28 protein-coding genes and 1 pseudogene are annotated in these 24,349 nt (G+C 40.2%); 24 read left to right on the top strand and 5 right to left on the bottom strand.

What is annotated here, in order from left to right; translation table 11 throughout:
• Positions 1 to 313: 313 nt before the first annotated feature.
• The 3 genes from ACH8E3_RS01525 (at position 314) to ACH8E3_RS01515 (ending at position 3,808) form a co-directional block, all read left to right on the top strand.
• Entirely contained in the window at positions 314 to 1,903 is a 1,590-nt protein-coding gene (locus ACH8E3_RS01525; protein ID WP_458630813.1) for an extracellular solute-binding protein, read from the top strand.
• A gap of 63 nt (positions 1,904 to 1,966) precedes the next feature.
• Positions 1,967 to 2,902 (top strand): ABC transporter permease, encoded by a 936-nt coding sequence (locus ACH8E3_RS01520; protein ID WP_458630812.1) that lies wholly within the window; start codon positions 1,967 to 1,969, stop codon positions 2,900 to 2,902.
• Positions 2,903 to 2,914: 12 nt separating this feature from the next.
• Positions 2,915 to 3,808, top strand: coding sequence for a carbohydrate ABC transporter permease (locus tag ACH8E3_RS01515; RefSeq protein ID WP_458630811.1), 894 nt, complete (start codon positions 2,915 to 2,917; stop codon positions 3,806 to 3,808).
• Positions 3,809 to 3,994: 186 nt separating this feature from the next.
• Here ACH8E3_RS01515 and ACH8E3_RS01510 read toward each other — a convergent pair whose 3' ends face one another.
• Positions 3,995 to 4,147, bottom strand: coding sequence for a hypothetical protein (locus tag ACH8E3_RS01510; RefSeq protein ID WP_458630810.1), 153 nt, complete (start codon positions 4,145 to 4,147; stop codon positions 3,995 to 3,997).
• Positions 4,148 to 4,278: 131 nt separating this feature from the next.
• Positions 4,279 to 4,503, bottom strand: a complete 225-nt coding sequence (locus ACH8E3_RS01505; protein ID WP_458630809.1) for a hypothetical protein — start codon at positions 4,501 to 4,503, stop codon at positions 4,279 to 4,281.
• Positions 4,504 to 4,690: 187 nt separating this feature from the next.
• Between ACH8E3_RS01505 and ACH8E3_RS01500 the strand changes: the two genes are divergently transcribed.
• The 3 genes from ACH8E3_RS01500 (at position 4,691) to ACH8E3_RS01490 (ending at position 6,873) form a co-directional block, all read left to right on the top strand.
• Positions 4,691 to 5,299 carry a nitroreductase family protein gene (locus ACH8E3_RS01500; protein ID WP_458630808.1) on the top strand — a complete coding sequence of 203 codons (609 nt, stop codon included), beginning with the start codon at positions 4,691 to 4,693 and terminating at the stop codon, positions 5,297 to 5,299.
• Between the two features lie 184 nt (positions 5,300 to 5,483).
• The gene (locus ACH8E3_RS01495; RefSeq protein WP_458630807.1) at positions 5,484 to 5,807 is read left to right on the top strand and encodes a hypothetical protein; all 324 of its coding nucleotides are present in this window, start codon (positions 5,484 to 5,486) and stop codon (positions 5,805 to 5,807) included.
• A 325-nt stretch (positions 5,808 to 6,132) separates the two neighbouring features.
• Positions 6,133 to 6,873 (top strand): hypothetical protein, encoded by a 741-nt coding sequence (locus tag ACH8E3_RS01490; RefSeq protein WP_458630806.1) that lies wholly within the window; start codon positions 6,133 to 6,135, stop codon positions 6,871 to 6,873.
• Between the two features lie 46 nt (positions 6,874 to 6,919).
• Here the strand turns inward: ACH8E3_RS01490 and ACH8E3_RS01485 are convergent.
• A pseudogene (locus tag ACH8E3_RS01485) lies at positions 6,920 to 7,488 on the bottom strand (thymidine kinase).
• A gap of 82 nt (positions 7,489 to 7,570) precedes the next feature.
• Between ACH8E3_RS01485 and ACH8E3_RS01480 the strand changes: the two are divergent.
• Complete coding sequence (locus tag ACH8E3_RS01480; RefSeq protein ID WP_458630805.1) at positions 7,571 to 7,783, top strand: hypothetical protein; 213 nt, start codon at positions 7,571 to 7,573, stop codon at positions 7,781 to 7,783.
• Positions 7,784 to 7,895: 112 nt separating this feature from the next.
• Positions 7,896 to 8,195, top strand: coding sequence for a hypothetical protein (locus ACH8E3_RS01475; protein ID WP_458630804.1), 300 nt, complete (start codon positions 7,896 to 7,898; stop codon positions 8,193 to 8,195).
• Between the two features lie 76 nt (positions 8,196 to 8,271).
• Here the strand turns inward: ACH8E3_RS01475 and ACH8E3_RS01470 are convergent, their stop codons facing one another.
• Entirely contained in the window at positions 8,272 to 8,583 is a 312-nt protein-coding gene (locus ACH8E3_RS01470) for a DUF2627 domain-containing protein (RefSeq protein ID WP_458630803.1), read from the bottom strand.
• A gap of 199 nt (positions 8,584 to 8,782) precedes the next feature.
• On the opposite strand from ACH8E3_RS01470, the gene lpdA reads away from it, so the two are divergent.
• The 5 genes from lpdA to lipB all read left to right on the top strand — a co-directional run bounded on the left by lpdA (position 8,783) and on the right by lipB (position 14,476).
• The gene (lpdA, locus tag ACH8E3_RS01465) at positions 8,783 to 10,204 is read left to right on the top strand and encodes a dihydrolipoyl dehydrogenase (RefSeq protein WP_458630802.1); all 1,422 of its coding nucleotides are present in this window, start codon (positions 8,783 to 8,785) and stop codon (positions 10,202 to 10,204) included.
• Between the two features lie 127 nt (positions 10,205 to 10,331).
• Positions 10,332 to 11,366, top strand: a complete 1,035-nt coding sequence (locus tag ACH8E3_RS01460; protein WP_458630801.1) for a thiamine pyrophosphate-dependent dehydrogenase E1 component subunit alpha — start codon at positions 10,332 to 10,334, stop codon at positions 11,364 to 11,366.
• Positions 11,357 to 12,343, top strand: coding sequence for an alpha-ketoacid dehydrogenase subunit beta (locus ACH8E3_RS01455; RefSeq protein ID WP_458630800.1), 987 nt, complete (start codon positions 11,357 to 11,359; stop codon positions 12,341 to 12,343). The genes ACH8E3_RS01460 and ACH8E3_RS01455 overlap by 10 nt, the downstream gene beginning before the upstream one ends.
• A 19-nt stretch (positions 12,344 to 12,362) precedes the next feature.
• On the top strand, positions 12,363 to 13,742 hold the full coding sequence (locus ACH8E3_RS01450; RefSeq protein WP_458630799.1) for a dihydrolipoamide acetyltransferase family protein: 1,380 nt from the start codon (positions 12,363 to 12,365) through the stop codon (positions 13,740 to 13,742).
• Between the two features lie 32 nt (positions 13,743 to 13,774).
• A complete protein-coding gene (gene lipB / locus ACH8E3_RS01445; RefSeq protein WP_458630798.1) occupies positions 13,775 to 14,476 on the top strand; it encodes a lipoyl(octanoyl) transferase LipB in 702 nt (233 codons plus the stop codon).
• A gap of 2 nt (positions 14,477 to 14,478) precedes the next feature.
• Here the strand turns inward: lipB and prli42 are convergent, their stop codons facing one another.
• Positions 14,479 to 14,580 (bottom strand): stressosome-associated protein Prli42, encoded by a 102-nt coding sequence (gene prli42, locus ACH8E3_RS01440; protein ID WP_458630797.1) that lies wholly within the window; start codon positions 14,578 to 14,580, stop codon positions 14,479 to 14,481.
• 92 nt (positions 14,581 to 14,672) lie between these two features.
• Here prli42 and ACH8E3_RS01435 point away from each other — a divergent pair, with 92 nt between their 5' ends.
• The 11 genes from ACH8E3_RS01435 to spoIIAB all read left to right on the top strand — a co-directional run bounded on the left by ACH8E3_RS01435 (position 14,673) and on the right by spoIIAB (position 24,342).
• Positions 14,673 to 15,824 (top strand): tripeptidase T, encoded by a 1,152-nt coding sequence (locus ACH8E3_RS01435; protein WP_458630796.1) that lies wholly within the window; start codon positions 14,673 to 14,675, stop codon positions 15,822 to 15,824.
• A gap of 294 nt (positions 15,825 to 16,118) precedes the next feature.
• Positions 16,119 to 16,694: an NUDIX hydrolase gene (locus tag ACH8E3_RS01430; protein ID WP_458630795.1), complete on the top strand. Its 576-nt coding sequence runs from the start codon at positions 16,119 to 16,121 to the stop codon at positions 16,692 to 16,694.
• A gap of 2 nt (positions 16,695 to 16,696) precedes the next feature.
• Entirely contained in the window at positions 16,697 to 17,923 is a 1,227-nt protein-coding gene (locus ACH8E3_RS01425; RefSeq protein ID WP_458630794.1) for an endonuclease Q family protein, read from the top strand.
• 57 nt (positions 17,924 to 17,980) lie between these two features.
• Positions 17,981 to 18,604: a stage II sporulation protein M gene (gene spoIIM, locus ACH8E3_RS01420; protein WP_458630793.1), complete on the top strand. Its 624-nt coding sequence runs from the start codon at positions 17,981 to 17,983 to the stop codon at positions 18,602 to 18,604.
• A gap of 176 nt (positions 18,605 to 18,780) precedes the next feature.
• Entirely contained in the window at positions 18,781 to 19,239 is a 459-nt protein-coding gene (gene fur, locus ACH8E3_RS01415; RefSeq protein ID WP_458630792.1) for a ferric iron uptake transcriptional regulator, read from the top strand.
• A 139-nt stretch (positions 19,240 to 19,378) separates the two neighbouring features.
• Complete coding sequence (locus tag ACH8E3_RS01410; protein ID WP_458630791.1) at positions 19,379 to 19,615, top strand: DUF4227 family protein; 237 nt, start codon at positions 19,379 to 19,381, stop codon at positions 19,613 to 19,615.
• A gap of 115 nt (positions 19,616 to 19,730) precedes the next feature.
• Positions 19,731 to 20,627: a site-specific tyrosine recombinase XerD gene (xerD, locus tag ACH8E3_RS01405; RefSeq protein WP_458630790.1), complete on the top strand. Its 897-nt coding sequence runs from the start codon at positions 19,731 to 19,733 to the stop codon at positions 20,625 to 20,627.
• Positions 20,628 to 20,678: 51 nt separating this feature from the next.
• Positions 20,679 to 22,010 (top strand): pyrimidine-nucleoside phosphorylase, encoded by a 1,332-nt coding sequence (locus ACH8E3_RS01400; RefSeq protein ID WP_458630789.1) that lies wholly within the window; start codon positions 20,679 to 20,681, stop codon positions 22,008 to 22,010.
• Positions 22,011 to 22,271: 261 nt separating this feature from the next.
• Positions 22,272 to 23,438, top strand: coding sequence for a D-alanyl-D-alanine carboxypeptidase family protein (locus ACH8E3_RS01395; protein ID WP_458630901.1), 1,167 nt, complete (start codon positions 22,272 to 22,274; stop codon positions 23,436 to 23,438).
• A gap of 92 nt (positions 23,439 to 23,530) precedes the next feature.
• Positions 23,531 to 23,884 carry an anti-sigma F factor antagonist gene (spoIIAA, locus tag ACH8E3_RS01390; RefSeq protein ID WP_458630788.1) on the top strand — a complete coding sequence of 118 codons (354 nt, stop codon included), beginning with the start codon at positions 23,531 to 23,533 and terminating at the stop codon, positions 23,882 to 23,884.
• Positions 23,881 to 24,342: an anti-sigma F factor gene (spoIIAB, locus tag ACH8E3_RS01385; RefSeq protein ID WP_458630787.1), complete on the top strand. Its 462-nt coding sequence runs from the start codon at positions 23,881 to 23,883 to the stop codon at positions 24,340 to 24,342. The genes spoIIAA and spoIIAB overlap by 4 nt, the downstream gene beginning before the upstream one ends.
• Positions 24,343 to 24,349: the final 7 nt, after the last annotated feature.

Genomic DNA, 24,349 nt, shown 5'->3' with positions numbered 1-24,349 from the left:
TTTTAGGTTCTTACTCGAAGTTAAAGTTGTTATGTTGAATATACGACAGATCAAGGCTTTCGGCAATAGGAAAGAGATAACTAACAAACAGAGTTGAAATTCACTAGAGATCAGGCCCTGTATATTATGTGCGCTTAGTAAATCGAAAAGTTGTCTAACAGATTATGAGCTTCATTATAGGACGTTTTTTGGGGAATGGTGGTTTACAAATTTCGTGAATAATAGAAATATAAGCGCTAGACAAAATGGTTGGTATATCATAAGATAGGTTATGTACTAGGAAATGATATATCAAATATAAGGGGTTGATTGGATGTTACGTTCTAAAAAAGGAAAAACAGTAGTGTCATTAATGCTAGTGTCGGCTCTTCTTCTTACGGCTTGTGGAGGGAATTCAGAGAATTCCAAAGGGACAGCTTCTGATGAATCGGCAAATACAACCGAAATTTCACTTTTACGCCCAAGTTGGACTAACCTAAGACCTGCTTCAGAGGATTTATGGATGTGGCAAGAATACGAGAAAATGTCCGGAATTAAGGTGAACTGGGAAGAACTTAGTGATATCGGCGAGAAGAAAAATGTGATTTTGACTAGAAAGAAACTACCAGATGCTTTCTATCAAGTGGACTGGAGTAACGGAGATCTTCTGAAATACGGACAGCAAGGAATGTTTATTCCACTGGGAGATTTGATTAAAGAGAATGCACCAAATCTTCAAAAATATATGGATGAGAATGAGGACGTACGTAAAGGCTTGACCAGTGCTGATGGTCATATTTATGCAACCCCTTACATAGATCCATACCCAGAAGGAAATCGGACGATTCGGTTGTATATTAATAAGAAATGGCTAGACAACCTCGGTATGGAAGTTCCAAAAACGACAGACGAATTGGAAAAAGCCCTTACTGCATTTGTTACCCAAGACCCGAACGGTAATGGTATTAATGATGAGCAGGGATGGTATATGCCGAGCGGTTCAATAGGTTGGACCTTCGAACAGATGATGTTGGGTTCCTTCGGTATTGGCAACGGTGGCCGTAAGGCAGTGGGTGACTTTATCTATGTCGATGACAATGATGAGATTCAACTTACGATTACATCCGATGGGTACAAGGAGATATTCAAGTACGAGAACCGCATGTACAAGAGCGGTGCGATCAACAAGCAGGCATTCAGTGGTGTGGATTATGACAAATGGACCGCTGATGCTGCAAAAGATACGGTTGGTGCATGGAACTGGGCTGCTCCAGATTATATCGGAGAGAGTGTAAAGAGTGACTTTGTAGCGATTAATGTCCTTGCGGGTCCTAACGGAGATACGGCTTCGCTAACAAGTTCTCAGGTTGCGGGAGGATCGAGCCTTGTCATTACCAAAGATGCGAAGGATCCTGCCGCGATATTGAAGTGGGTTGACTATTTCTATAGTGAAGAGGGCAGTACATTTGGTTACATAGGTAAAGAAGGCGTAACTTACAATGTGGAAGACGGTAAGAAAGTTTACATCGATGAGATTTTGAACTACAAAGATGGAATCGGGTTGGGTGCATTTCAATATGTCGATAACGTGTATGGCGGATATTTCCCATATATTGAACTTTCACCAGAGATCAGAGCAGACGCAGGACGTCAAAAGGTACCAGTATATACTGATTTGAATGAAGAAACCCTGCCTAGTGTGATGTTACCTGACCTACCAGCAACGATCCAGGAAGCCAACGAAGCCTCTTCTATTATTGCAGATGTTGGTAATTATGTTGGTCAGATGCGCGTAGAGTTTGTTCAAGGTACTAAGGATATCGACAAGGAATGGGATACTTACATTGCTCAGTTGAAAAAAATGGGATCGGATAAATACTTGGAAATAAAGCAAGCGCAATACAAACGATACAAAGATAGCTAAACCTTTTATTGGGGGGAGATCCTTTTGCGAATCTCCCCCGAATTTTAAAGAGAGGGGAATACCATGGAATCTTCAGTTCACAAGAAGCATCTTCTCAAGTCGAAACGTAAATCTATTCTGAAGCAAAAGTGGCTGTATTTTATGATGCTGCTGCCTCTAACCTCTTTGATTATATGGAATTACATACCGATGTATGGAATTGTTATTTCTTTTAAGGATTACTCTCCTGCATTTGGTATTATGAGTAGCCCTTGGGTGGGGTTTGCTCACTTCGAGCGATTCTTTAACGCCTTCTATTTCTGGGATGTTATTATTAATACTCTTCGAATTAGTCTATACAGTCTCCTTGTTGGAGTTCCACTTCCGATCATATTGGCACTTATGTTTAATGAACTTCGCAATAAGAAATATAAGTCTATTGTACAAACGATTTCTTATATTCCTAATTTTATTTCTGTAGTCATCATTGTTGGTATGGTGACGTTCTTTACGTCCCCGGTCGACGGTGTTATCAATGCAGTGATTGAGTATTTCGGTGGTACGCCAATTGACTTTATTGGAAATGCCAAGCTATTCCCACACGTCTTTGTCTGGTCTGGTATTTGGCAAGCGGTTGGTTGGGGAACTTTGATCTATACCGCTGCGATGTCGGGTATTCCACAGGATCAATATGAAGCAGCTTATCTTGAAGGAGCATCAAGGATGCAATGCATTATTAACATCACTATTCCGGCAATCATGCCGACCATTATGATTTGTACAATACTAGCGACAGGTTCCGTGATGTCTGTAGGATTCGAAAAAGTTTTGTTGATGCAGAATGATGCAAACCTGGCTACATCAGAGGTTTTATCAACATATATGTATAAATCCGGTATTCTAAACGCGGAGTACAGCTTCTCCTCTGCTGTTGGTCTATTCAACAACTTAATCAATTTTATGATTTTGTATTTAGTAAATAAATTTGCTCAGAAATATAGTGAGACAAGCCTGTGGTAAGGAGGGACAACCATGCATCTACAACTAACTAGAAGTGACAAAATCTTTAATTGGCTCAATATTATCGTGATTGGAATCTTTACGCTGATTATTTTGTATCCATTGTTATTTGTTGTGTTTGCATCGTTCAGTGATCCGCGACAGATCTTCGATAATGTGTTATTGCTTTGGCCTAGAGGTTTTACTTTAGAAGGTTATAAGCGGGTATTCGAGAACCGTGATATATGGATGGGATTTAAGAATGCCATTATCTACACGGGGCTTGGTACAGCTGTTAATGTCATTATGACCACACTTGCTGCGTATCCGTTATCCCGTAGGGATTTTAGAGGGCGGAACGTGATTACGATTTTATTTACCTTTACCATGTTCTTCTCAGGCGGTCTGATTCCGACGTATTTGCTTAACCAGGAACTAGGTATCATCAATACCATGTGGGTTATGATTCTTCCCGGTGCGGTTAGTGTATATAACATGATTATTATGCGTACGTACTTTCAGCAGAACATACCACAGGAGTTAGAGGAAAGTGCATTTATTGACGGCGCGACCGACATGCAATTGCTGATCAAGGTTGTCCTCCCACTGTCCACGCCAATTATCGCCGTAATGATGATGTTCTATGGTGTAGGCAGATGGAACGGATACTTCGATGCAATGATTTACCTGTCTGATCGCGAATTGTTCCCACTCCAATTGATCTTGAGGGAAATCCTCGTACAGAATCAGATGGGAGACGCGGCGAATCAGGCAATCATGAACAGTAACCAAGGTGAAGTTAACGCACTTAAGCAATCGATCAAATATGCAGTCGTTGTCGTATCCAGTATACCGGTATTGATCTTATATCCTATGGTGTCCAAGTATTTTGAGAAGGGTATTATGGTTGGGGCTATCAAAGGTTAAATCTTATTAAGATTCTAAAATGTATAATTCAATGTAATTGTATTATGGAAGGATAAAGGTCTGTCTGAACCTGTTTTGAACTGTGACCTTTGACGGAAGCTTTGAAAATAAGTGAAAACTCTTGGGTGACAGTTCAGATTAAGGTGAAAACTTGATTATAAGATTGTGAATTACTCTCTACCTAACTCAATAAGAAATGTATTTCTCATCTCCATTATCTTTATCTTTGGGATTTGGAATAGTATCCATTAATTTCATGTAAAGATAGTATACATACAGCGGTAGAATTAGCCCTCCAATGAAAAGCAGTATTTTTCCAATCGACCATAATGTATCCAAATACCTCACATCCCTTATTGAATTTCTTCCATTATATCACTTATTATCATAAAAATAACCCCTTAAAGTAAAAACTTAAAAGGGGTTATTCCATATCGAATAGAACCATTTTCACGCATTCTTGCGGCTCATTAAATTATTGCAATCGCTAGTAAGGTGAACAAGCTCAATGTAAGGATTTGGGCTCCATATGGATTATAGTAGGCAGAGGTGTACACTTGACCGTTATTATTTGTTTTCAAATATACATTATTGCGATCTACATTGGTGATAACACCTTCATGTGTTCTTCCATCTCTCGTGTATATCCGAACTCTACGATTCATGCATCGCATACAGTTATAATAGGCTTCCATAGCAGTGAGTCAACCTCCTTTCGTGTCTTGTGCCATAGTATGAACGGATAGATTTACATGTGTCGGCTAAGTGACCTCTAGATGATGTGGTAATATAATGTGGCGGATAAGTTATTGCACGGAATTTTTGGTACAATGGGAACGTATCATTGAGAAACATTCTTAATGGAGAGGGAGATTTATAAATATGAATATAACGGAAGCGATACGTACCAGACGCAGTAACGGAAGAGTAAGCCAAGAAGAAGTACCAAATACAATGATTGAACAGATTCTTGAAGCGGGAACTTGGGCACCTAACCATCGTTTAACTGAACCATGGCGATTCTTTGTTCTACAAGGAAAAGGGAGGGAACTGTTGGGTCATGCACTAGCAGATATTGCGGTGAGTTCATTCAGTGATCCAACTTCAGTGGAAGCTTTAGTAGCAGCGGAATCGGCAATGAAGAAGCCATTACGTGCGCCAGTTATTATTACTGTAGCCGTGGCACCGAAGACTCGTGCTAATGTCATTGAGTTGGAGGAGTATGGTGCTGTCTTCTCGGCAATTCAGAATATGTTACTTGAAGCACATGGGCAAGGTCTTGGTGCAGTTTGGAGAACTGGGGAACCTACGTATAATGCTCAAATGAATAAAGCGTTCGGACTTGCACCGAATCATAAAGTTCTGGGATTTATTTATCTCGGATATCCAGTTGAAGGTTTTACACCACAAGGCAAACGCACATCTTATAAGGATATGACGGTTTGGGTAAATGAGCCTAATTCATTGGCTAAAAATAATGATTCCATATGAAAAAAATTGTATGATCTTGTGGGACAGGTTTGATATTAAATATGAGTTTTATAGTAACGTAAGTATGATTATTGAATATGTTGTTGAATAAGGGAATATCGGTGAATGAATTTTACTAAATCCTGTTCTCTCACACACCAAGAAATGCTTGTGTAAGGACAAAATATGGTGGGAGGAAGAATATATGACTTCCTTTAACAAAAAAAAGAAACAAACAACGAATTCAAAGAAAAATTGCAATAAAGATAATGCAACAACATTAGATTTATTGAATGGTAAAAATCTAGAAATTGTTGTGGCCGCATTACTTATAACTGGAAAGTTAAGAGTTGATGCTGTTCAATTGTTTAGACAAGCTACAATGATTGTCAGTTTAACGGGTCAATATAAAACGTTACAAAAGATGAATAATTCTAAAGTGAATAATCTAATTGATTTCATTAACAATAATGGAAACTTGACGTTGGATGAATTAATGCAGGGGATTAGAGGCAGTACAGAAGCATGAAGAATCGTATAAGAAATGAGGGTACATCATGAGTGATTTTGATGGTGAAAATTTCTCTGTTGGTTTAATTATCATTATATTGGTTTCTTTGTTTTTCTTTGGTTCAGAGGATATCGATGGTCTCTCCGCACAGCCAACAAAACCTTAGTTAGGGTATAGACTAAGTTAAAATGTAGTGTGAATGATTAATGAAATAAGACCATATTAGGATTGTGACTATGTGTTGCGAAATAGTTACAATCTTTTTTCTAGTAGTTATGGCAAAAAGAGTATACGATAGAGATATAATAATGATATGTAGCAAATTAGCGAAAGGTGGGTAAACTTGAAACCTAAGAAATGGGTTGTAGCAACTACCGTTGTAAGCGTATTAATTGGAACATCTATCTTTTTACTAACATCTAATATGAATAAATCAACAATAAATGGTGTTGGTTATTACACCGTATCACCTCATGAAATCACGAATGGACAAGCCATGGTCTCTTTTAAGACTGTTGCAGAAACATTTAACCATAGAGTAGCCAAAGATTCGAATGCAAATATGATGGTAATAAATTATATCGAAGATGAGATTATTTCGGAAATGAATGATATCAAGATCATGGGAAAGAAAAGTAATAGGGCTAGTTATGAACAATTACATGTGGTTACGAATCAATTCAGTCGAATATTGAGTGGTTACAACGTCACGAACCCAACATATGCTCCAGAGATCATCTCTACGGATCTAAACCGTGATGGAAATCATGAAATCGCTGTTATATTGACAACAGGATATGGTACAGGGGTATATCACAATGAGCTTATCTTAATGGATGAGAATACGGGTGAAGATATTCCAGTGGAGGATGCATCGAGTGTTTTTAAGAACAATAAGAATGGTTTCTCACCATCTGAATGGGGATCGATTCTTTGTTATTCGATTGAGGATAATCATTTGAAGGCATCAACTAGCGTACAAATAGCACCTAATGAATTCGTAGGAGAGCTCGTGACTTATTATGAATATGTAAATGGAACTTACATTGCAGGAACGGTTATATTCGTGCCAAATGCAGATTAGCTTTACAACCGTTCATTCTCGTTATCTGGCCAGGTATGAATTGAGTTTATTGAGGTGGGTGTGCATGACATTTGCGACAGACGGGGTAATAGGTTTCATTGCCACCAATCTGAATCTGTTGACCTGTGTAAATTGGTTGTCCGTTCTCCATACGTAGGGTCATGGTTGCTTTACGCTCACAGAACCAGCAAATGGTTTTGAGTTCTTCTATCTTATCCGCATAGATCAGAAGATATTGACTCCCTTCAAATAGGTTGTTCTGGAAGTCATTCTTTAGACCGAATGCCATAACGGGAACTTGTAACTCGTCTACAATTTGGACTAGTTGAAGGATTCCCTTTTTGCTCATGAATTGACATTCATCAATCAGTATACAAGATGGTTTAGGTTGATGTTCTTGTACGATTTGAAATAGATTCGTATCCTCATATATGGGGATAGCTTGTTTACGCAATCCAATTCGTGATGATACATAACCCACTTCGTCTCTGTTATCTATTGCGGGTGTGAATATCAATACATGTTTATGTTGTTCTTCATAATTATGAGCACTTTTAGTATTTCTATCGATTTGCCACTATTCATTGCCCCATATTTGAAAAATAACTGCGCCACATCACAACTTCCTTTCAATCTGCCATTGATTTATACTAGTATGTTGAATACACATATAGCGTACCCAAACGGAGGGAATAGAATGAATGAAACGATAGAGAAATATAAGGAACAGATTGCAGTCTTAGAGAGTGGAGATTCGCTTCATTCGGACATACTTGAACTATTGAATCGACTTGTAGAGGACCTTGAGAAATGTGTGCAACAGAATCTTTCCCTAAGAAAAGCTGTGCTGAAATCAAATGCGAAAGAATCAAGAATGTCGAGTAAGCTTCGAGATGCCTTGTACGAATAAATTAAATACAATTTAAGTTAGTAAAATGTGCTTATCTATAACACCAATTCATAAGCCCCGCTATATGTTATAAAAAGGAGATGGGGAGCTATGATGAAGGGTGGAATGATAAATGGGTGCTTCCTTCAACAGTAAGAAACGTAATGAAAAGATACGGATTTCCAGCAAGAAAAAATGTAAAGAAACCCCTGCTCCAAAATTATCTCCACAGCAGATTTCCATTATTGCAGCACTGCTGGCGGGCTATTTTAATATAGATTCTGTGATTTATACCCGAGATAATGTATTACAGGTATTACTGACTACAGATAATCTAACAGAGTTGCCTATATTGGGTCCGCCAAGAAACCCCTCTGAGGTCGACCTAATGAATGCTATTGATGTCATTTCTAGTAATGAAGGTAGGTTCTGATATAAGACATTGGTGTAGCAAACAAAAGACTCCGTTCGACGTACAAACAGAGTCTATTTCTTATGTCTTACTATAGTTAATGATCATGTTTAGTTGGGGTTGTTATTGGATTAGGTTTGCGTTTCTCTTTGAAGCGTGGCCCAACATAATTACGTTTACGATCTCTTGTAAGAATCCAGCCGCCTAGAAACGTCATACCACAAGCAAATAACAATACTCCGCCTCCAAAATGAAGCCATTCAAAGCTTGGAACTAAGACGGTATCATCCCCATGAACGGACAGATAATTAAATAGTGAGTCTTTTATTAACAGAAATCCTTTCATAGCCATTAATCCTGGAATAACTAAAATAAGTATGGCGATGAAACGAGAAATAAGTAGTTTCATAATAGGGACCTTTCTTGAAATATAATGTTTATCTTCATGTATAATACCGTGTCCACGACGTATTGTCTATTTGAGAAGTTAGCATAGGCTTTGTAATAACGCTGAAAAAGAGTAGAATATAGGAAAGTAACGAATGGAACATCCTGAGCAAAAGGATGAATAAAGCATTAAGTGAAAAACAAATAGGTGGAGGATGGTTATGGCTATTTCATGTGATATCGCAATACTTGGTGGAGGAACGGGTGGTTATGTAGCTGCTATACGTGCTGCTCAATTGGGTAAAGATGTCGTCATCATAGAAGAGGACAAGCTTGGTGGGACGTGTCTACACCGAGGATGTATTCCCAGTAAATCATTGTTGCGTAGTGCGGAAGTCTATGCAGATATACTAGACAGTGAAAGCTATGGTATTGAGACCATGGGGGCTACATTAAATTTCTCTAAAGTACAGCAACGTAAAATTGATATTGTTGAACAGCTACATCAAGGTGTGCAATATTTAATGCGCAAAAATAAAATTAGAATCATCCACGGGAAGGGACGAGTAACCGGTCCTTCCATATTCTCACCTCAGAGTGGGGCAGTAGCGGTAGAATTGTCAGATGGTGAGATGGAAACGGTCCTTTCTAGTCATTTGATTATGGCCACTGGTTCGCGTCCGCGTACCTTGCCAGGGCTTGAACGTGATGGTGTACATATTCTAAGCAGTGATGATGCATTAGTGATGGAACAATTGCCACAATCGATGATCATTATTGGTGGCGGTGCCATTGGTGTGGAATGGGCATCGATGTTGAGTGACTTCGGTGTTCAAGTTACCTTAGTAGAAGCAGCGAATCATTTGCTACCGCAAGAAGATGAGGATATTTCGAAGGAGTTAACAAAGATATTTGATCGTCGTGGAATAACCGTACTGACGGGCAGTACGATTATAGCGGATTCATATAAGATGAATGATGGCGTGATCACTGTTGACGTACAACAAAGAGAAACTGTAACAAGTCTTACGGCGGAGAAATTACTCGTATCCATTGGACGACAAGCAAATATTGAAAATATAGGCATTGAGAACACAGATATTCGTACGAATAAAGGCTGTATTGCGGTGAATGCTTATATGCAGACAGGCGAAGGACATATTTATGCGATTGGAGATGTGATAGGTGGCGTACAACTCGCTCATGCAGCAAGTCATGAAGGGATTGCAGCTGTGAATCATATCGTAGGTGACTCGGTGACACCTTATTCATCACATCTTATTCCACGTTGTGTATATACAAGACCAGAAGTGGCAAGTGTGGGATACACGCAGAAAGAATGCGTAGAGCAAGGAATTGAAGTGAAGGTAGGACAGTTCCCTTTTCAAGCAAACGGGAAATCATTAGTACAGGGAAGTAAAGATGGATTTGTTAAAGTTGTCGCCGATGCGAAAACGAATGATATTCTAGGTGTGCAAATGATCGGGGCACATGTGACGGAATTAATCAGTGAGGCAGCTTTGGCCCAAGTATTAAATGCAACACCATGGGAGGTAAGCCAGACAATTCACCCTCATCCTACGTTATCTGAAATCCTTGGTGAAGCTATGCTTGCTGTAGATGGATTAGCATTGGGTATGTAGTGTGATGAAAGTATCTTTTCTTTTTCCATGTAAAAGGATTATAATAGGTATAACCTAGTCTTAGTACCTGGTTTTAATATCAGATCAAAGTAGCCAATTAGGCTCGATGAACATGGAGGTACCTTTAATGACTGATAAAGATAATATGGATGTAAATAATGAGCATGAGCCACTTGGTCTAAGTGATGGTCAAGTGTTAGACATGTACAGATATATGTTGTTAGCACGTAAATTTGATGAACGTAATTTATTGTTACAACGCGCTGGAAAGATTAACTTTCACGTCTCAGGTGTGGGTCAAGAGACAGCTCAGGTCGCAGCAGCGTTCGCCTTAGATCGTGAGAAGGACTTCTTCTTACCATATTATAGAGATTATGGATTTGTATTAGCTGTAGGCATGACACCGCGAGAGTTGATGTTATCTGCTTTTGCAAAGGCAGAAGATCCTAACAGTGGTGGACGCCAAATGCCAGGTCACTTCGGTAGCAAACGGTTGCGAATTGTAACAGGTTCAAGTCCTGTCACAACACAAGTTCCACATGCTGTCGGATTTGCTTTGGCAGCAAAGATGAAGAAACAATCATTTGTTTCCTTCGTTACATTCGGGGAAGGGTCTAGTAATCAGGGGGATTTCCACGAAGGATGTAACTTTGCTGGTGTAAATAAACTGCCAGTAATACTGATGTGTGAGAATAATCAATATGCGATATCGGTGCCATTACACAAGCAGATTAGTGGGAAGATTAGCGATCGTGCGTTAGGTTACGGTTTCCCAGGTATCCGAGTAGATGGTAACGATGCATTTGAAGTATATCGAGTCGTGAAAGAAGCAAGAGAGCGTGCGATTCGTGGAGAGGGTCCAACATTAATCGAGGCGATGATGTACCGACTATCCCCCCACTCCACATCAGATAATGATTTGGCCTATCGTACACAAGAAGAAGTAGACGAGAACTGGAAGAAAGATGGCGTCGCTCGAATGAAGTCTTATCTCATTGGTCATGGAATTTGGGATGAAGAGAAAGATGCTGATCTAATCGTGCAACTAAATATGGAGATAAAAGAAGCTACAGAATATGCTGATCGTGCACCGTTCCCTAAACCAGAGGATACGCTTCTGCATGTCTATGCAAGCCCGGAGGAGGAGAAGTCATGCCAGTAATGGAGTATATTGACGCGATCCGTCTAGCTATGAAAGAAGAGATGGAAAGAGATGAGAATGTGTTCATTCTCGGCGAAGATGTCGGTGTTAAAGGTGGCGTATTTACAACAACCAAAGGCTTGATGGATCAGTTCGGTGAAATGCGCGTCATGGATACGCCGCTAGCTGAATCCGCAATTGCTGGCGTAGCTATTGGTGCTGCCATGTATGGAATGAGACCTATTGCTGAAATGCAGTACTCTGACTTTATGTTGCCGGCAACGAATCAGATTATTAGCGAAGCAGCCAAGATTCGCTATCGTTCAAATAACGATTGGAGTTGTCCTATTGTCGTGCGCGCACCGATTGGTGGCGGTATCTTCGGTGGACTGTACCATTCACAATGTCCAGAATCGATCTTCTTCGGTACGCCAGGACTAAAGATTGTAGCTCCCTACTCGGCATATGATGCCAAGGGACTCTTAAAGGCAGCTATTCGTGATCCCGATCCTGTCCTCTTTTTCGAGAATAAGAAGTGTTATAAACTCATCAAAGAAGATGTTCCATTGGATGATTATGTCGTGCCTCTAGGTGTGGCTAATCTACTCCGCGAAGGTGAGGATATTACAATTATCGGATATAGCATGCCTCTTCATTTCTGTATGCAAGCTGCGGAAGAATTGGAGAAGGAAGAAGGTATCACAGCACATATTCTTGATCTGCGTACATTACAACCGTTAGATCGAGATGCCATTATAGCGGCGGCTCGTAAGACAGGGAAAGTACTTATTGTCCATGAGGATAATAAAACAGGTGGCATCGGTGCAGAAGTGTCAGCTATTATCTCAGAAGAATGTCTATATGAGCTTGACGCGCCAATCATGAGATTATGTAGTCCAGATGTACCTGCGATGCCGATTAGTCCACCGATGGAGAAGTTCTACATGTTGAGCAAGGATAAAGTGAAAGAAGCCATGCTACATCTGGCGAATTACTAGGAAGTGTAGGAGTGAGAATATGTCAGATAACAAACAATTAAGCGATGTGTTAATGCCACAGCTTGCCGAATCACTTGTGTCTGCAACGATCGGTAAGTGGCTTAAACAACCGGGAGATCCAATAGAACAGTATGAACCCATTTGTGAAGTTATTACAGATAAGGTGAACGCAGAGATTCCGGCTACCGTAGATGGAATTATGGGCGAGCTTATTGCGGAAGAAGGGGAAACAGTTAAAGTGGGTCAAGTGATCTGTAGAATAGCTGTGGAGTCGATGGACAACACCGTTGTTGAACATGCTAATGGTGATTCGAACGCGGTATCTTCCTCATCCACAAGTATTGAATCAAAGGATCTATCGATGAGTGGTAGATACTCGCCTGCGGTTCAGACGCTTGCAGCAGAGCATAAGTTGGACTTAAATGATATTGTCGGGACGGGGATGGGTGGAAGAATCACTCGTAAAGATGTCTTAGCACATGTTGAAAAAGGACCAACGACACGAAATAGTGTGACAGCTTCATCCACAACGATCGAGCGTTCCGAAGTGTCTTCTCCTTTTAAAGGACTACCTTACACGGATCCGGCTATTAATCCTTCACAATATGTGGAGGATGCTAAAGCTACGGCTCGAAATACAGGGCTTCATTTTAATGGAGCATCTCAGATTTCGAATCCCAATATACAGGACGAAAGTAGAAGAAAAGACTCGCTTATTGAAATTACGCCAGTCAGAAATACGATTGCTACACGTATGAGACAGAGTGTCTCGGAGATACCTCATGCTTGGACAATGATTGAAGTGGATGTTACGAATCTCGTCCTATTACGCAATAAGTTGAAGGATGAATTTAAGCGCAATGAAGGCTATAACTTAACATATCTAGCATTTCTACTTAAAGCTGTTGTGAACGCGATTAAAGATTACCCAATCATGAACTCGGTGTGGGGTGTCGACAGTATTATCGTCAAACGTGATATTAATATTTCGTTGGCAGTAGGAACTGAGGATACGGTCATGACACCTGTTATTCAGAGAGCAGATCAGAAGAATATTGCGGGTCTTGCGAAGGAAATTGAAGAGCTTGCAACCAAGACAAGACAAGGCAAATTGAAGCTTGATGATATGCAAGGTGGTACATTTACCGTAAATAACACGGGTTCATTTGGCTCTGTATTGTCCTATCCTATTATTAATTATCCACAAGCCGCGATCTTGACATTTGAATCTATCGTTAAGAGACCTGTTGTGATTAATGATATGATTGCCGTACGCTCTATGGCGAACTTATGCTTATCCCTAGATCATCGGATTCTAGATGGCGTCATTTGTGGAAGATTCCTTCAGCGAGTGAAAGAGAACTTAGAAGGTTACACTTTGGATACGAAATTGTATTAAGAAACGCAACAGTAATGAAGGTGGGATTGACCTTGCGTAAATTACTTGATATTTCATATACACCGTTAATGGATTATGGTGAAGCATGGGATCTACAGAAAAGACTAATTCGTCAGATTGATGCTGGGGAGAACAACGAAAGTCTGTTACTCTTACAGCACCCTGCTACCTATACAGTTGGCGTACAGAACCACCCTGAGAATCTTCTTCTTAGTAAAGATGAATTACAAGAACGTGGCATTTCTGTCTTTGAAATCGATCGTGGCGGAGATATTACTTATCATGGTCCTGGTCAACTTGTAGGCTATCCATTGTTATTACTTAATGGTCGTGAAGGTCTGAATTTGCATGGTTATTTACGCGATCTTGAACAAGTTGTGATTGACTTCTTAGCACAATATGATGTGCAGGGGACTCGTAAACCAGCGTATACAGGTGTATGGGTTGGGGAACATAAGATCTGTGCGATTGGCGTAAAGTTCAATAGATGTCGCTATAGTCGAGGGTTTGTGACAAGTCACGGATTTGCCTTCAACATTAAAGCGGGTATTCAGAATGATGGATTTCAAGGGATTGTTCCTTGTGGTATTCAGGAATTCGGTATTACAACGCTAGAGGATTGTACGAAGAGAACATTCAACATGGAGCAAGTGGCAGAGGAGATTATTCCTTTGTTCACCCGATTGTTTAATTATGAAGGTATACGATTGGATAATATGAAAGAAGCCCGCTAAATTTAGCGGGCTATGAAAGGTTCTACCAGCATCAGAAGGGTAGAGCCAAGCATGGCAATTAGCATCAGATAAATAAAAATGCGAAATATTTTTTTGCGTTGCATAGGAAAAGAGCTCCTTTAGAATTTATTTTGATGTATATAAAGTGAAGGTTACTCGCCTATTGTAACGTATATGAGAGAGAGAGGGAAGTCCTGTGGTATTAGAAGAACGTTTAGTCCAAGAATTTATGGAATTGGTGCAGATTGACAGTGAAACATCTCATGAAGAGGAAATATCGATTGTACTCAAGAAGAAGTTCAGTGAGCTTGGGTTACAAGTAGTAGAAGATGATAGCAAGACACATACAGGTCATGGTGCCGGAAATCTAATTATTACGTGGGAAGCAGATCAACTTATTGATGCTCCAACTATATTTTTTACCTGTCATATGGATACGGTGACACCAGGTGTAGGAATTCAACCTATTCTTCATGAAGATGGGTGGATTACGAGTGATGGAACGACTATTCTTGGAGCGGATGATAAAGCTGGCATTGCTGCACTTCTAGAGGCCATTCGTGTCATTCAGGAGAATAAGATTCCTCATGGAACCATCCAATTCATCATTACAGTTGGTGAAGAATCCGGATTACTTGGTGCCCGATCATTCGATCCTAAGCTCATGGATGCCGAGTTCGGTTATGCTTTAGACTCAAATGGCGAGATAGGTGCTATTGCTGTTGCAGCACCTACTCAGGCTAAGATTACCATGACGATTACCGGCAAATCAGCACATGCGGGTGTGAATCCAGAAGATGGTATCAGTGCCATTCAGGTGGCTTCTAAGGCGATTTCACGCATGAAGTTAGGACGTATTGATCATGAGACGACAGCGAATATCGGTAAGTTCTTCGGTGGCGGACCAACGAATATTGTATGTGACTATGTCCAACTTGATGCTGAAGCTAGAAGTATTATTCAAGAAAAAGTAGATGTACAAATAGAGCAAATGAGGGAAGCGCTTGAGGTGACCGCCCGAGAATTTAATGCGAATTGTGAATTTCGAAGTGAAATTGTATACCCTGCATTTCATTTTACAGAGGATGACGCTGTTGTGCAATTAGCCCAGCGTGCTATTGTAAATATGGGCTTACCAACTCATGTATTCCATTCAGGTGGGGGTAGTGACGCCAATATATTTAATGGATTTGGAATTCCTACAGTGAATCTTGCGCTTGGGTATGAGAATATTCATACGACAAAAGAACGAATTAAGGCTTGTGACATGGCGAAAGCATCTGAGATGGTGATTGCCATTATTCAAGAAACAGGCAAAGAAACAGGTAAAGAAAAAGCAATTAAATAGACTGAAAAAATCAAACAATAATTAGTAATAATAAGGGGTCCTACAAAACACAATGAGATGTTGGTAAGCTGTGCAACAATTCCTTGATTGTGATGTGTGGGCCCCATTGCTTTTGTAGTTGTTGTAACATGATTCTAATTTGCCAGGCTTGTCCAACGATATGTAATGAGTTGTTTGATGGATAACTCTTCATTGAGATTCCTTCTTTCATATGAATATGGTTATACCAACAACATATGTGGATACTCATTCATTCATGCATAAATTATAATTTTACTTGAGGAGGAAATACTTATGGACAAAAATATAATGAACCGATCATCTTCTTTGGATGAAATTACGATATCTACACAACCTATATTTGAAGGCAAAATCATTACCTTACAGGTAGATACGGTACGTTTACCTGACGGAAATACGGCCACCCGTGAAGTAGTAAGGCATCCTGGGGCAGTTGCAGTACTAGCAATATATAATGGCAAGATGTTAGTTGTTGATCAATTCCGACAAGCGATGGGACGTTGTGAAGTTGAGATTCCAGCAGGTAAGCTTGAGCGTGGGGAAGATCCGCAAGAAGCCGCAGTAAGGGAATTACAAGAAGAAACAGGTTATAGATGTGGTGAAATCAACCTATTGCAATCATTCTATACTTCACCTGGATTTGCCGATGAGATCATTCATTTGTATGTGACCGAAGATTTAACACCTGGTGAAATGTCATTGGATGAGGATGAGTTTCTAGAACTTTCTCAGATTACACTTGAAGAAGCATATCAATTCATGCGAGAAGGGCGAATTAGTGATGCGAAGACGATGATGGCAGTGTACGCTTGGCATTTATATACATTGACAGGAAAGTTCGGTGAATAACGATGAATCTGTTGAATCCATCAGAAGACGAGCTGCATGAATATTATGCTGATCTGCATATTCATATTGGCAGAGCCACAGATGGACAAGCAGTCAAAATTACAGGAAGTCGCAACTTAACCTTTGCTAATATTGCTAAGGAAGCGGCGGAACGTAAAGGGATAGAACTAGTTGGTATTATTGATTCGCACTCACCTTGCGTTCAGAAGGATATTCTCTCTTGTTTACATTCCGGAGAGATGTGCGAAGTGGAAGGCGGCGGGATTCATTATCGTGGCACGACCATCCTGCTCGGTTGTGAGATAGAATTCAATGAACCAGGAAAAGGCGCAGCACATGTCTTGACATATTTTCCAGATGTGGATGCAATGCAGCAATTTACTGCTTGGTTGAGTACTCATATGACCAACATTAATCTAAGCACACAACGGATTTATGTTTCTGTCCGAGAATTACAACAGGAAGTTATTTCACGTGGGGGCATATTTATTCCAGCACATGTATTTACACCACATAAGGGAATATACGGCAATATTACGGACTCGATGGCAGATATATTGGACGTTAACTTAATCAGTGGTATTGAACTTGGGTTAAGTGCAGATTCCGCAATGGCAGGGTTATTAAGTGAACTGGATGACATCACTTTCTTAAGTAATTCGGATGCACATTCGCTTGGCAAAATAGCCCGTGAATACAATGTCATACGTATGGCTCATCCGTCTTTCACTGAATTCCGCAAAGCATTGAATCGGGAAGACGGACGTCAAATCATTGGTAATTATGGGTTGAATCCCCGTCTAGGGAAGTATCATCGAACCTACTGCAATAGTTGTAATCATCTTGTTGAAGATCAATTAGAAGCGATAACGGAACCATTATGTATCCATTGTGGAAGTAGCAAGGTGGTTCAGGGTGTCTGGGATCGAATTCATAGCATCTCTGATCGGAATGAACCTTACATCCCTAAACATCGCCCATCATATCATTACCAAGTTCCGCTGGAGTTCATCCCTGGTCTAGGCAAAGCAAAGATGAATCACTTGCTAGAAGCGTTTGGGACGGAGATGAACATTCTTCATCAAGCCCAGGAAAATCAGATCGCAACGGTTGTAGGTTCTGATATGGCGCAATGGATCATACAAGCACGAAATGGAACGCTGAACCTATCATCAGGTGGTGGTGGAGTATACGGTAAAGTCATATCACATCAATCGGACAAGTCATAGTTTCAAGGAGTCTCTCATAACTTAGATGTATGTGAGATGAAGGGAGACTCTTATACTATGCAATATATTCGGAATACACTAAGAGAGCAAACAACGCTTTTTATTTTCGTAGCGGTGTTATTTCTCGTTGGTGTGGTCTTTGGTGCACTCATGGTGAATGCACTATCATTAGAACAACAGCAAGATCTGGCTGCTTATTTAGGCAATTACTTCGTCACCCTTGAACAAGGGAGTAATGGGGTTGAACAAGCTACTTTCTGGAGCATCGTGATATTAAATCTGAAGTGGGTAGGATTGATCTGGATATGTGGTTTGTCTGTAATCGGACTACCGGGTATTCTAATATTGGATTTTCTCAAAGGAGTTCTCATTGGGTTTACCGTAGGTTATCTTGTGGGACAGTTTTCATGGAAGGGCTTCCTATTTGCTATGGTATCCGTTGCTCCCCATAATTTATTCGTTATTCCTGTCTTGATGTTATGTAGCGTTGCTGCAATAACATTCTCGTTACATATTATTAAAAATAGGATGTTGATGTATCGACAGGGTAATTTCACACGTCCATTCGTCACCTATGTCTCGCTCACATTGGTTATGGGTCTATTGATGATAGGTATTGCTGCGTTTGAGACTTGGGTTACACCGGCAATGATGCGATGGGTAACCCCTTTCTTGATTTGAATAAAAGGTGTTCATAAAGAAGTAATCGGGTGATCAGTTGTTTTAGTTATGAAGTGGTCATGTACATACACGATGATCGTCTTTTTGTATATTAGAAATGCGTTTGACTTTATTTATAAATTCCCCCTATAATGAAAGAAGCGATTAAATTAGCAGTATTTCCTAGGGGGGAGAGTATGCAGGCTCGTATCGATAAAATCAAACAACAATTACAATCCCAGGGCTATAAGCTGACACCCCAGCGGGAAGCGACCGTCAGAATATTGCTAGAGAATGAAGAAGATCACCTTAGTGCAGAAGATGTATTTATGTTAGTGAAGGAAATTGCTCCAGAAATTGGACTGGCTACTGTGTACCGTACACTTGAACTTCTTAGTGAATTACATGTTGTTGAGAAGATTAATTTCGGTGACGGCGTTTCTAGGTATGACTTAAGAACAGACACAGCCAAGCATCATCACCATCATCTCATATGTGTTCAATGTGGACGTATGGATGAGATTCGAGAGGACTGGCTCGGAGCACTAGAAGAGCGCTTGGATCGTGAATATAACTTTACTGTATCTGATCATCGACTTGATTTCCATGGAATCTGTAGCCGTTGTAATGAGAAGAATAGCCATCATAACAACTAACTGAATTATATACGTTTAAATATGCAGGACTCCCAACATTCGTTTGTTCGGGGGGCCTTTTTGCTATATACTTAATTGAATTCTTCATCATATTCATGGACAACGAATCATATGTTCATAGAAATGAAGGAGGGTTCTCATGGTAATATCATTACGAAAAGGACTTAATTATATTCGATTTGTACTTGTGTTCTTAGCCTTTAGTTATTTGTTATTTAGATTATTTAGTATGTTCGGTTATCAATTTAATCCGGTAGATCAGTATAGAGTGCCCCAAGGTTATGCCGTGAAGGTATTTCAGCTAGATGATTTAGAAAATGAGGTTCATTTTACTATGGCAGAACGTCTGCGTATCTTTTATTGGTATGGTGAATAATGTGTATGATGCAGGAAAGAAGTGAACACTGTCGAATAAATTATTTAAGAAAATTAGGATTCTAATCGTATTTCGTGAACAAGAATAATGAGTTGACAAAGGAGCGCACTGACACATGAACCAACATCTGGCATCCTTTATTCAATATATGGATGAAGAGAAAGGGCTCACTCGAAATACACTGGAAAGTTATGAGCGAGATATGACCCAATTCCTGAATTACATAGATGAACGAGGGATTGATTCTCTTCAACAAATTAATAGAAGTCATATTATGATGTATGTAACAGACATGAAGCAAAAAGGTCGTGCTCCAGCAACTATAACACGTAAGATTGTTTCGATTCGTGCATTCTTTCATTATTCACTGAAAGAAATGATTGTTAATCAAGATCCAACACTGCAGCTGGAGACTCCCAAACTTGTGAAGAAATCACCTCAAGTGCTTACGGTAGAGGAGATAGATTTATTACTATCTATGCCTGCAGAGATAGGTATTCAAGGTAAAAGAGACAAAGCTATGTTAGAACTAATGTATGCGACGGGCATGAAAGTTTCTGAAATTGTATCCGTAGACATACAGAATGTACACACAGATCTTCGATATTTACACTGTATAGGTGCTTCTGGTAAAGAGAGAATATTACCTTTCAATAGCGTAACTGCGCATTATTTGGACATATATATAAAGGATGGCCGTGACAAGTGGATAAAAGATAATAAGGATATTCAAGCACTGTTCCTAAATACATTGGGTGGTCGATTGACACGTCAAGGTTTCTGGAAAATTCTTAAAAAATATGCAAAAGAAGCTGGAATACAAATGGATATTACGCCGCATACATTACGGCATTCCTTCGCAACGCATTTATTAGATCGTGGAGCAGATATAAGATCTGTTCAGGAAATGCTTGGGCATGCAGATATTTCTACAACTCAATTGTATAGTTCTATGTTACGTAAGAACATGAAGGAAGTATACGATGATCATCATCCACGGTCTATCATATAATGGTCTTCGTTATAAGATGTATTGAACACAATATGGAAGGGGTTACACAAGATGAGAGCAGTAGACATTATTCAAAGAAAACGAGACGGACATGAACTGAGTACGGAGGAAATAGCATTTTTAATCAAAGGGTACGTCACGGGAGAAGTCCCAGATTATCAGATGTCTGCTTGGGCTATGGCGATCTACTTCAAAGGAATGACACCACGGGAGACAGGCGATTTAACAATGGAGATGGCACGATCCGGTGATCAGGTGGATCTTAGTCCAATTGCGGGCGTAAAAGTGGACAAACACTCTACAGGGGGTGTAGGTGACAAGACAACGATTGTACTCGCTCCATTGGTTGCTGCTGCGGGAGTGCCTGTAGCCAAAATGTCAGGACGTGGACTAGGTCATACGGGTGGTACTATTGATAAGCTGGAATCGATAACAGGGTTCTCTATAGAAATGGATCGCAATTCTTTTCTAGAACAAGTTAATACAGTAGGCGCTGCTGTGATAGGTCAGAGTGGCAACATCACGCCAGCGGACAAAAAACTATATGCGCTTCGTGATGTAACAGCAACCGTGGATTCGATTCCTCTGATTGCAAGTTCTGTAATGAGCAAGAAGATTGCTGCAGGTGCAGATGCCATTGTACTTGATGTAAAGACAGGTAATGGTGCCTTTATGAAGACGCTCGATGATTCTATTGCGTTAGCGAAAGCCATGGTTGATATCGGAAGTCATGTGGGAAGACAGACCGTCGCTATTATTAGCGATATGGATCAACCGCTTGGTTTTGGCATAGGAAATGCACTTGAAATCAAAGAATCCATCGAAATACTGAATGGGAAAGGTCCCAAGGATCTTCATGAGGTATGTCTGATTCTTGGATCCCATATGTTAATGCTTGGTGGTAAAGCAAAAGATGAAGAGGAAGCGCGCAAGATACTTATAAGTCATCTGAACGATGGATCGGCACTTGAGAAATTAAGACAGATTGTAAAAGCCCAGAATGGTGATGTAGGACAAGTAGATGATCCAGACACACTTCCAACAGCCAAACGAACGATTGAAGTGAAATCATTGCAAGCGGGATATATTTCTTCGATTCAGGCAGAAGCTATTGGGATTGCAGCCATGTTGCTTGGAGCAGGACGTGAGACAAAGGAATCCGTGATAGATTTAGCTGTGGGTATCACATTATGCAAGAAAATTGGTGATGCTGTGCAACAAGGTGACACGCTTGCTGTGTTACATGTGAATATGGATGATTCTGATAAATTACAAGAAATAGAGAATAAAGTATTGGAATCATACCAGATCGATAAGGAAAAAGTGGAGGTTCCTCCGCTAATATATGCTATCGTGACGCGTGATGGCATCCAGAGATTCTAATCTAATATGTACGAAAAGAAGGGATTATCCTACGAAGCCAATGATCATGGCGTGGGATAATCCCTTTGTTTTGTTTAAGAACGTAACAATAATAGCAACATGTATATTTTATGGGGAATTAGATTATTAAATTATGCGTTAATTGGAATATATTTCAGCCAACCTGACAACACTAGACAAAAAGGCGTATTGTCACAATAACCCATTGTAACAAAATGCGATTCACCCATTACAGATCAGGAGGGACTCATATTGAAAAGGATGTTTCGAATTGCTGTAACGTTGTTATGCCTCATGGCTCTAAGTAGTCCAATAAAGGGATATGCCATGGAGGAGAAAGCGGCTAAGCAAGAGCTTGCCCCTCAAGCAGTCTCAGCTATATTGATGGATGCAGATACTGGCACGATTATTTATGAGAAGAATAGTCATGCTAAACTTCCACCAGCGAGCATAACGAAAGTGATGACGTTGTTATTAATTATGGAATCGATTGATGAAGGTAAGCTTAAGCTTACTGATAGAGTCATCACAAGTGAATATGCTGCATCGATGGGTGGTTCACAAATATTCCTTGAGCCAGGTGAGGAAATGACGGTAGATGATTTGTTAAAAGGAATATCGATGGCATCGGGAAACGATGCATCTGTAGCGATGGCTGAGAAAATTGCAGGTACAGAAGAATCCTTTGTGCAAATGATGAATGAACGAGCAAGTGAGCTTGGACTGAAAGACACTCATTTTGTCAATTGTAATGGGCTTCCAGCACCCAACCACTATTCATCAGCACATGATATTGCAGTGATTAGCAAAGCGTTATTGAAACATTCACAGATCACGAAATACACAGGAGTATATCAAGATCATCTACGTAAAGATTCAGAGAAACCATTCTGGCTAGTCAATACCAACAAGCTGGTTCGTTTCTATGATGGCGCAGATGGATTGAAGACAGGGTATACCTCTGAAGCTAAATTCTGCTTATCCGCAACAGCAGTTCGAGATGGTTTAAGGGCTATTTCTGTTGTTATGGGAGAGCCCAATACGAAGACTCGTAATAGTGAAGTTTCTACGATGTTCAACTATATGTTCGCGCAATATACGAATCATACGTTATATAAACAGGGCGATTTAATCGGTACATTTAACATTAATAAAGGGAAAGATAAGCAAATACAACTGATGGCGGGACAACCTTATAGCGTGCTTATGAAAAAGAGTGGCAAAGATAAAGAGATCAGACATGAATTACAAATGGAACCCGAATTAAAGGCGCCGATAGCAGAAGGACAGGTTCTTGGTCATCTAGTAGTATACCAAGGCGACCAGGTTATCAAGAGATTCGAATTGAAGTCACCATCTGCAATAGACAAGGCGGGTTGGTGGATGATGTTTAAGCGGACAACGGCTAAGTTATTTTTTGTAGATTGATAGCAGTTTTCTTCTACTTTTGTCAGGATGCAGGAATATCATTTTCATATCTAGAACTCTTTGATCATGATAGGGAGGAGAGTGAGAAGAATATGAATCTTAAAATGGAAATGGAGCATCATCGTCAAGTGCTGATTGTACGTTTCTCGGGAGAGCTTGATCATCATACGGCAAATCATGTTCGTACGAAGCTCGATGAAGCTATCCACACTAGGCAGACGGAACATATTGTGCTTAGTCTGAAGGATTTACAATTCATGGATAGTTCAGGGATAGGTGTTATTCTTGGGAGGTATAAGCTGATTAAGAGCAAAAGTGGAAGAATGGCTGTATGCGATGTCAATCCCGCCGTTTATCGACTGCTTCAGATGTCTGGGATGCTCAAGATCATGAATGTGTATGAGAGTGAAAACGATGCACTTTCAAGTCTGGAGGTAGTGTCATGAGTGAAGAACAAGCCCTAACACATAATTTCATGAAGTTGCAGTTCGCTGCCAAATCAGAGAATGAATCTTTTGCTAGAGTGACTGTCGCTGCCTTCGTATCACAGCTAGATCCGACGATGAATGAATTAAGTGACCTTAAGACGGTTATATCCGAGGCAGTCACGAACAGTATTATTCATGGATACAATTCGGATGCTACAGGAGTGGTAACGATCACGGCAGAGATCTCTGGAGAAACGGTCACAATGACTGTAGAAGATCATGGTCAGGGGATTGAAGATGTAGATTTGGCGAAGCAACCTTTGTTTACATCCAAACCAGAATTAGAAAGATCAGGCATGGGATTTACCATTATGGAGAATTTCATGGATGAATTTGAAGTATCTAGCGAATTGGGGTCTGGCACGTCCATTAGGATGAAGAAGAAGATTGAATCCAAGAAAGCTTTATATAATTAGGGGTTGG

Source organism: Paenibacillus sp. CMAA1364, assembly GCF_054373195.1.
Note: the sequence above shows the minus strand (reverse complement) of the source record. Positions and strands in the feature narration are given on the sequence as shown.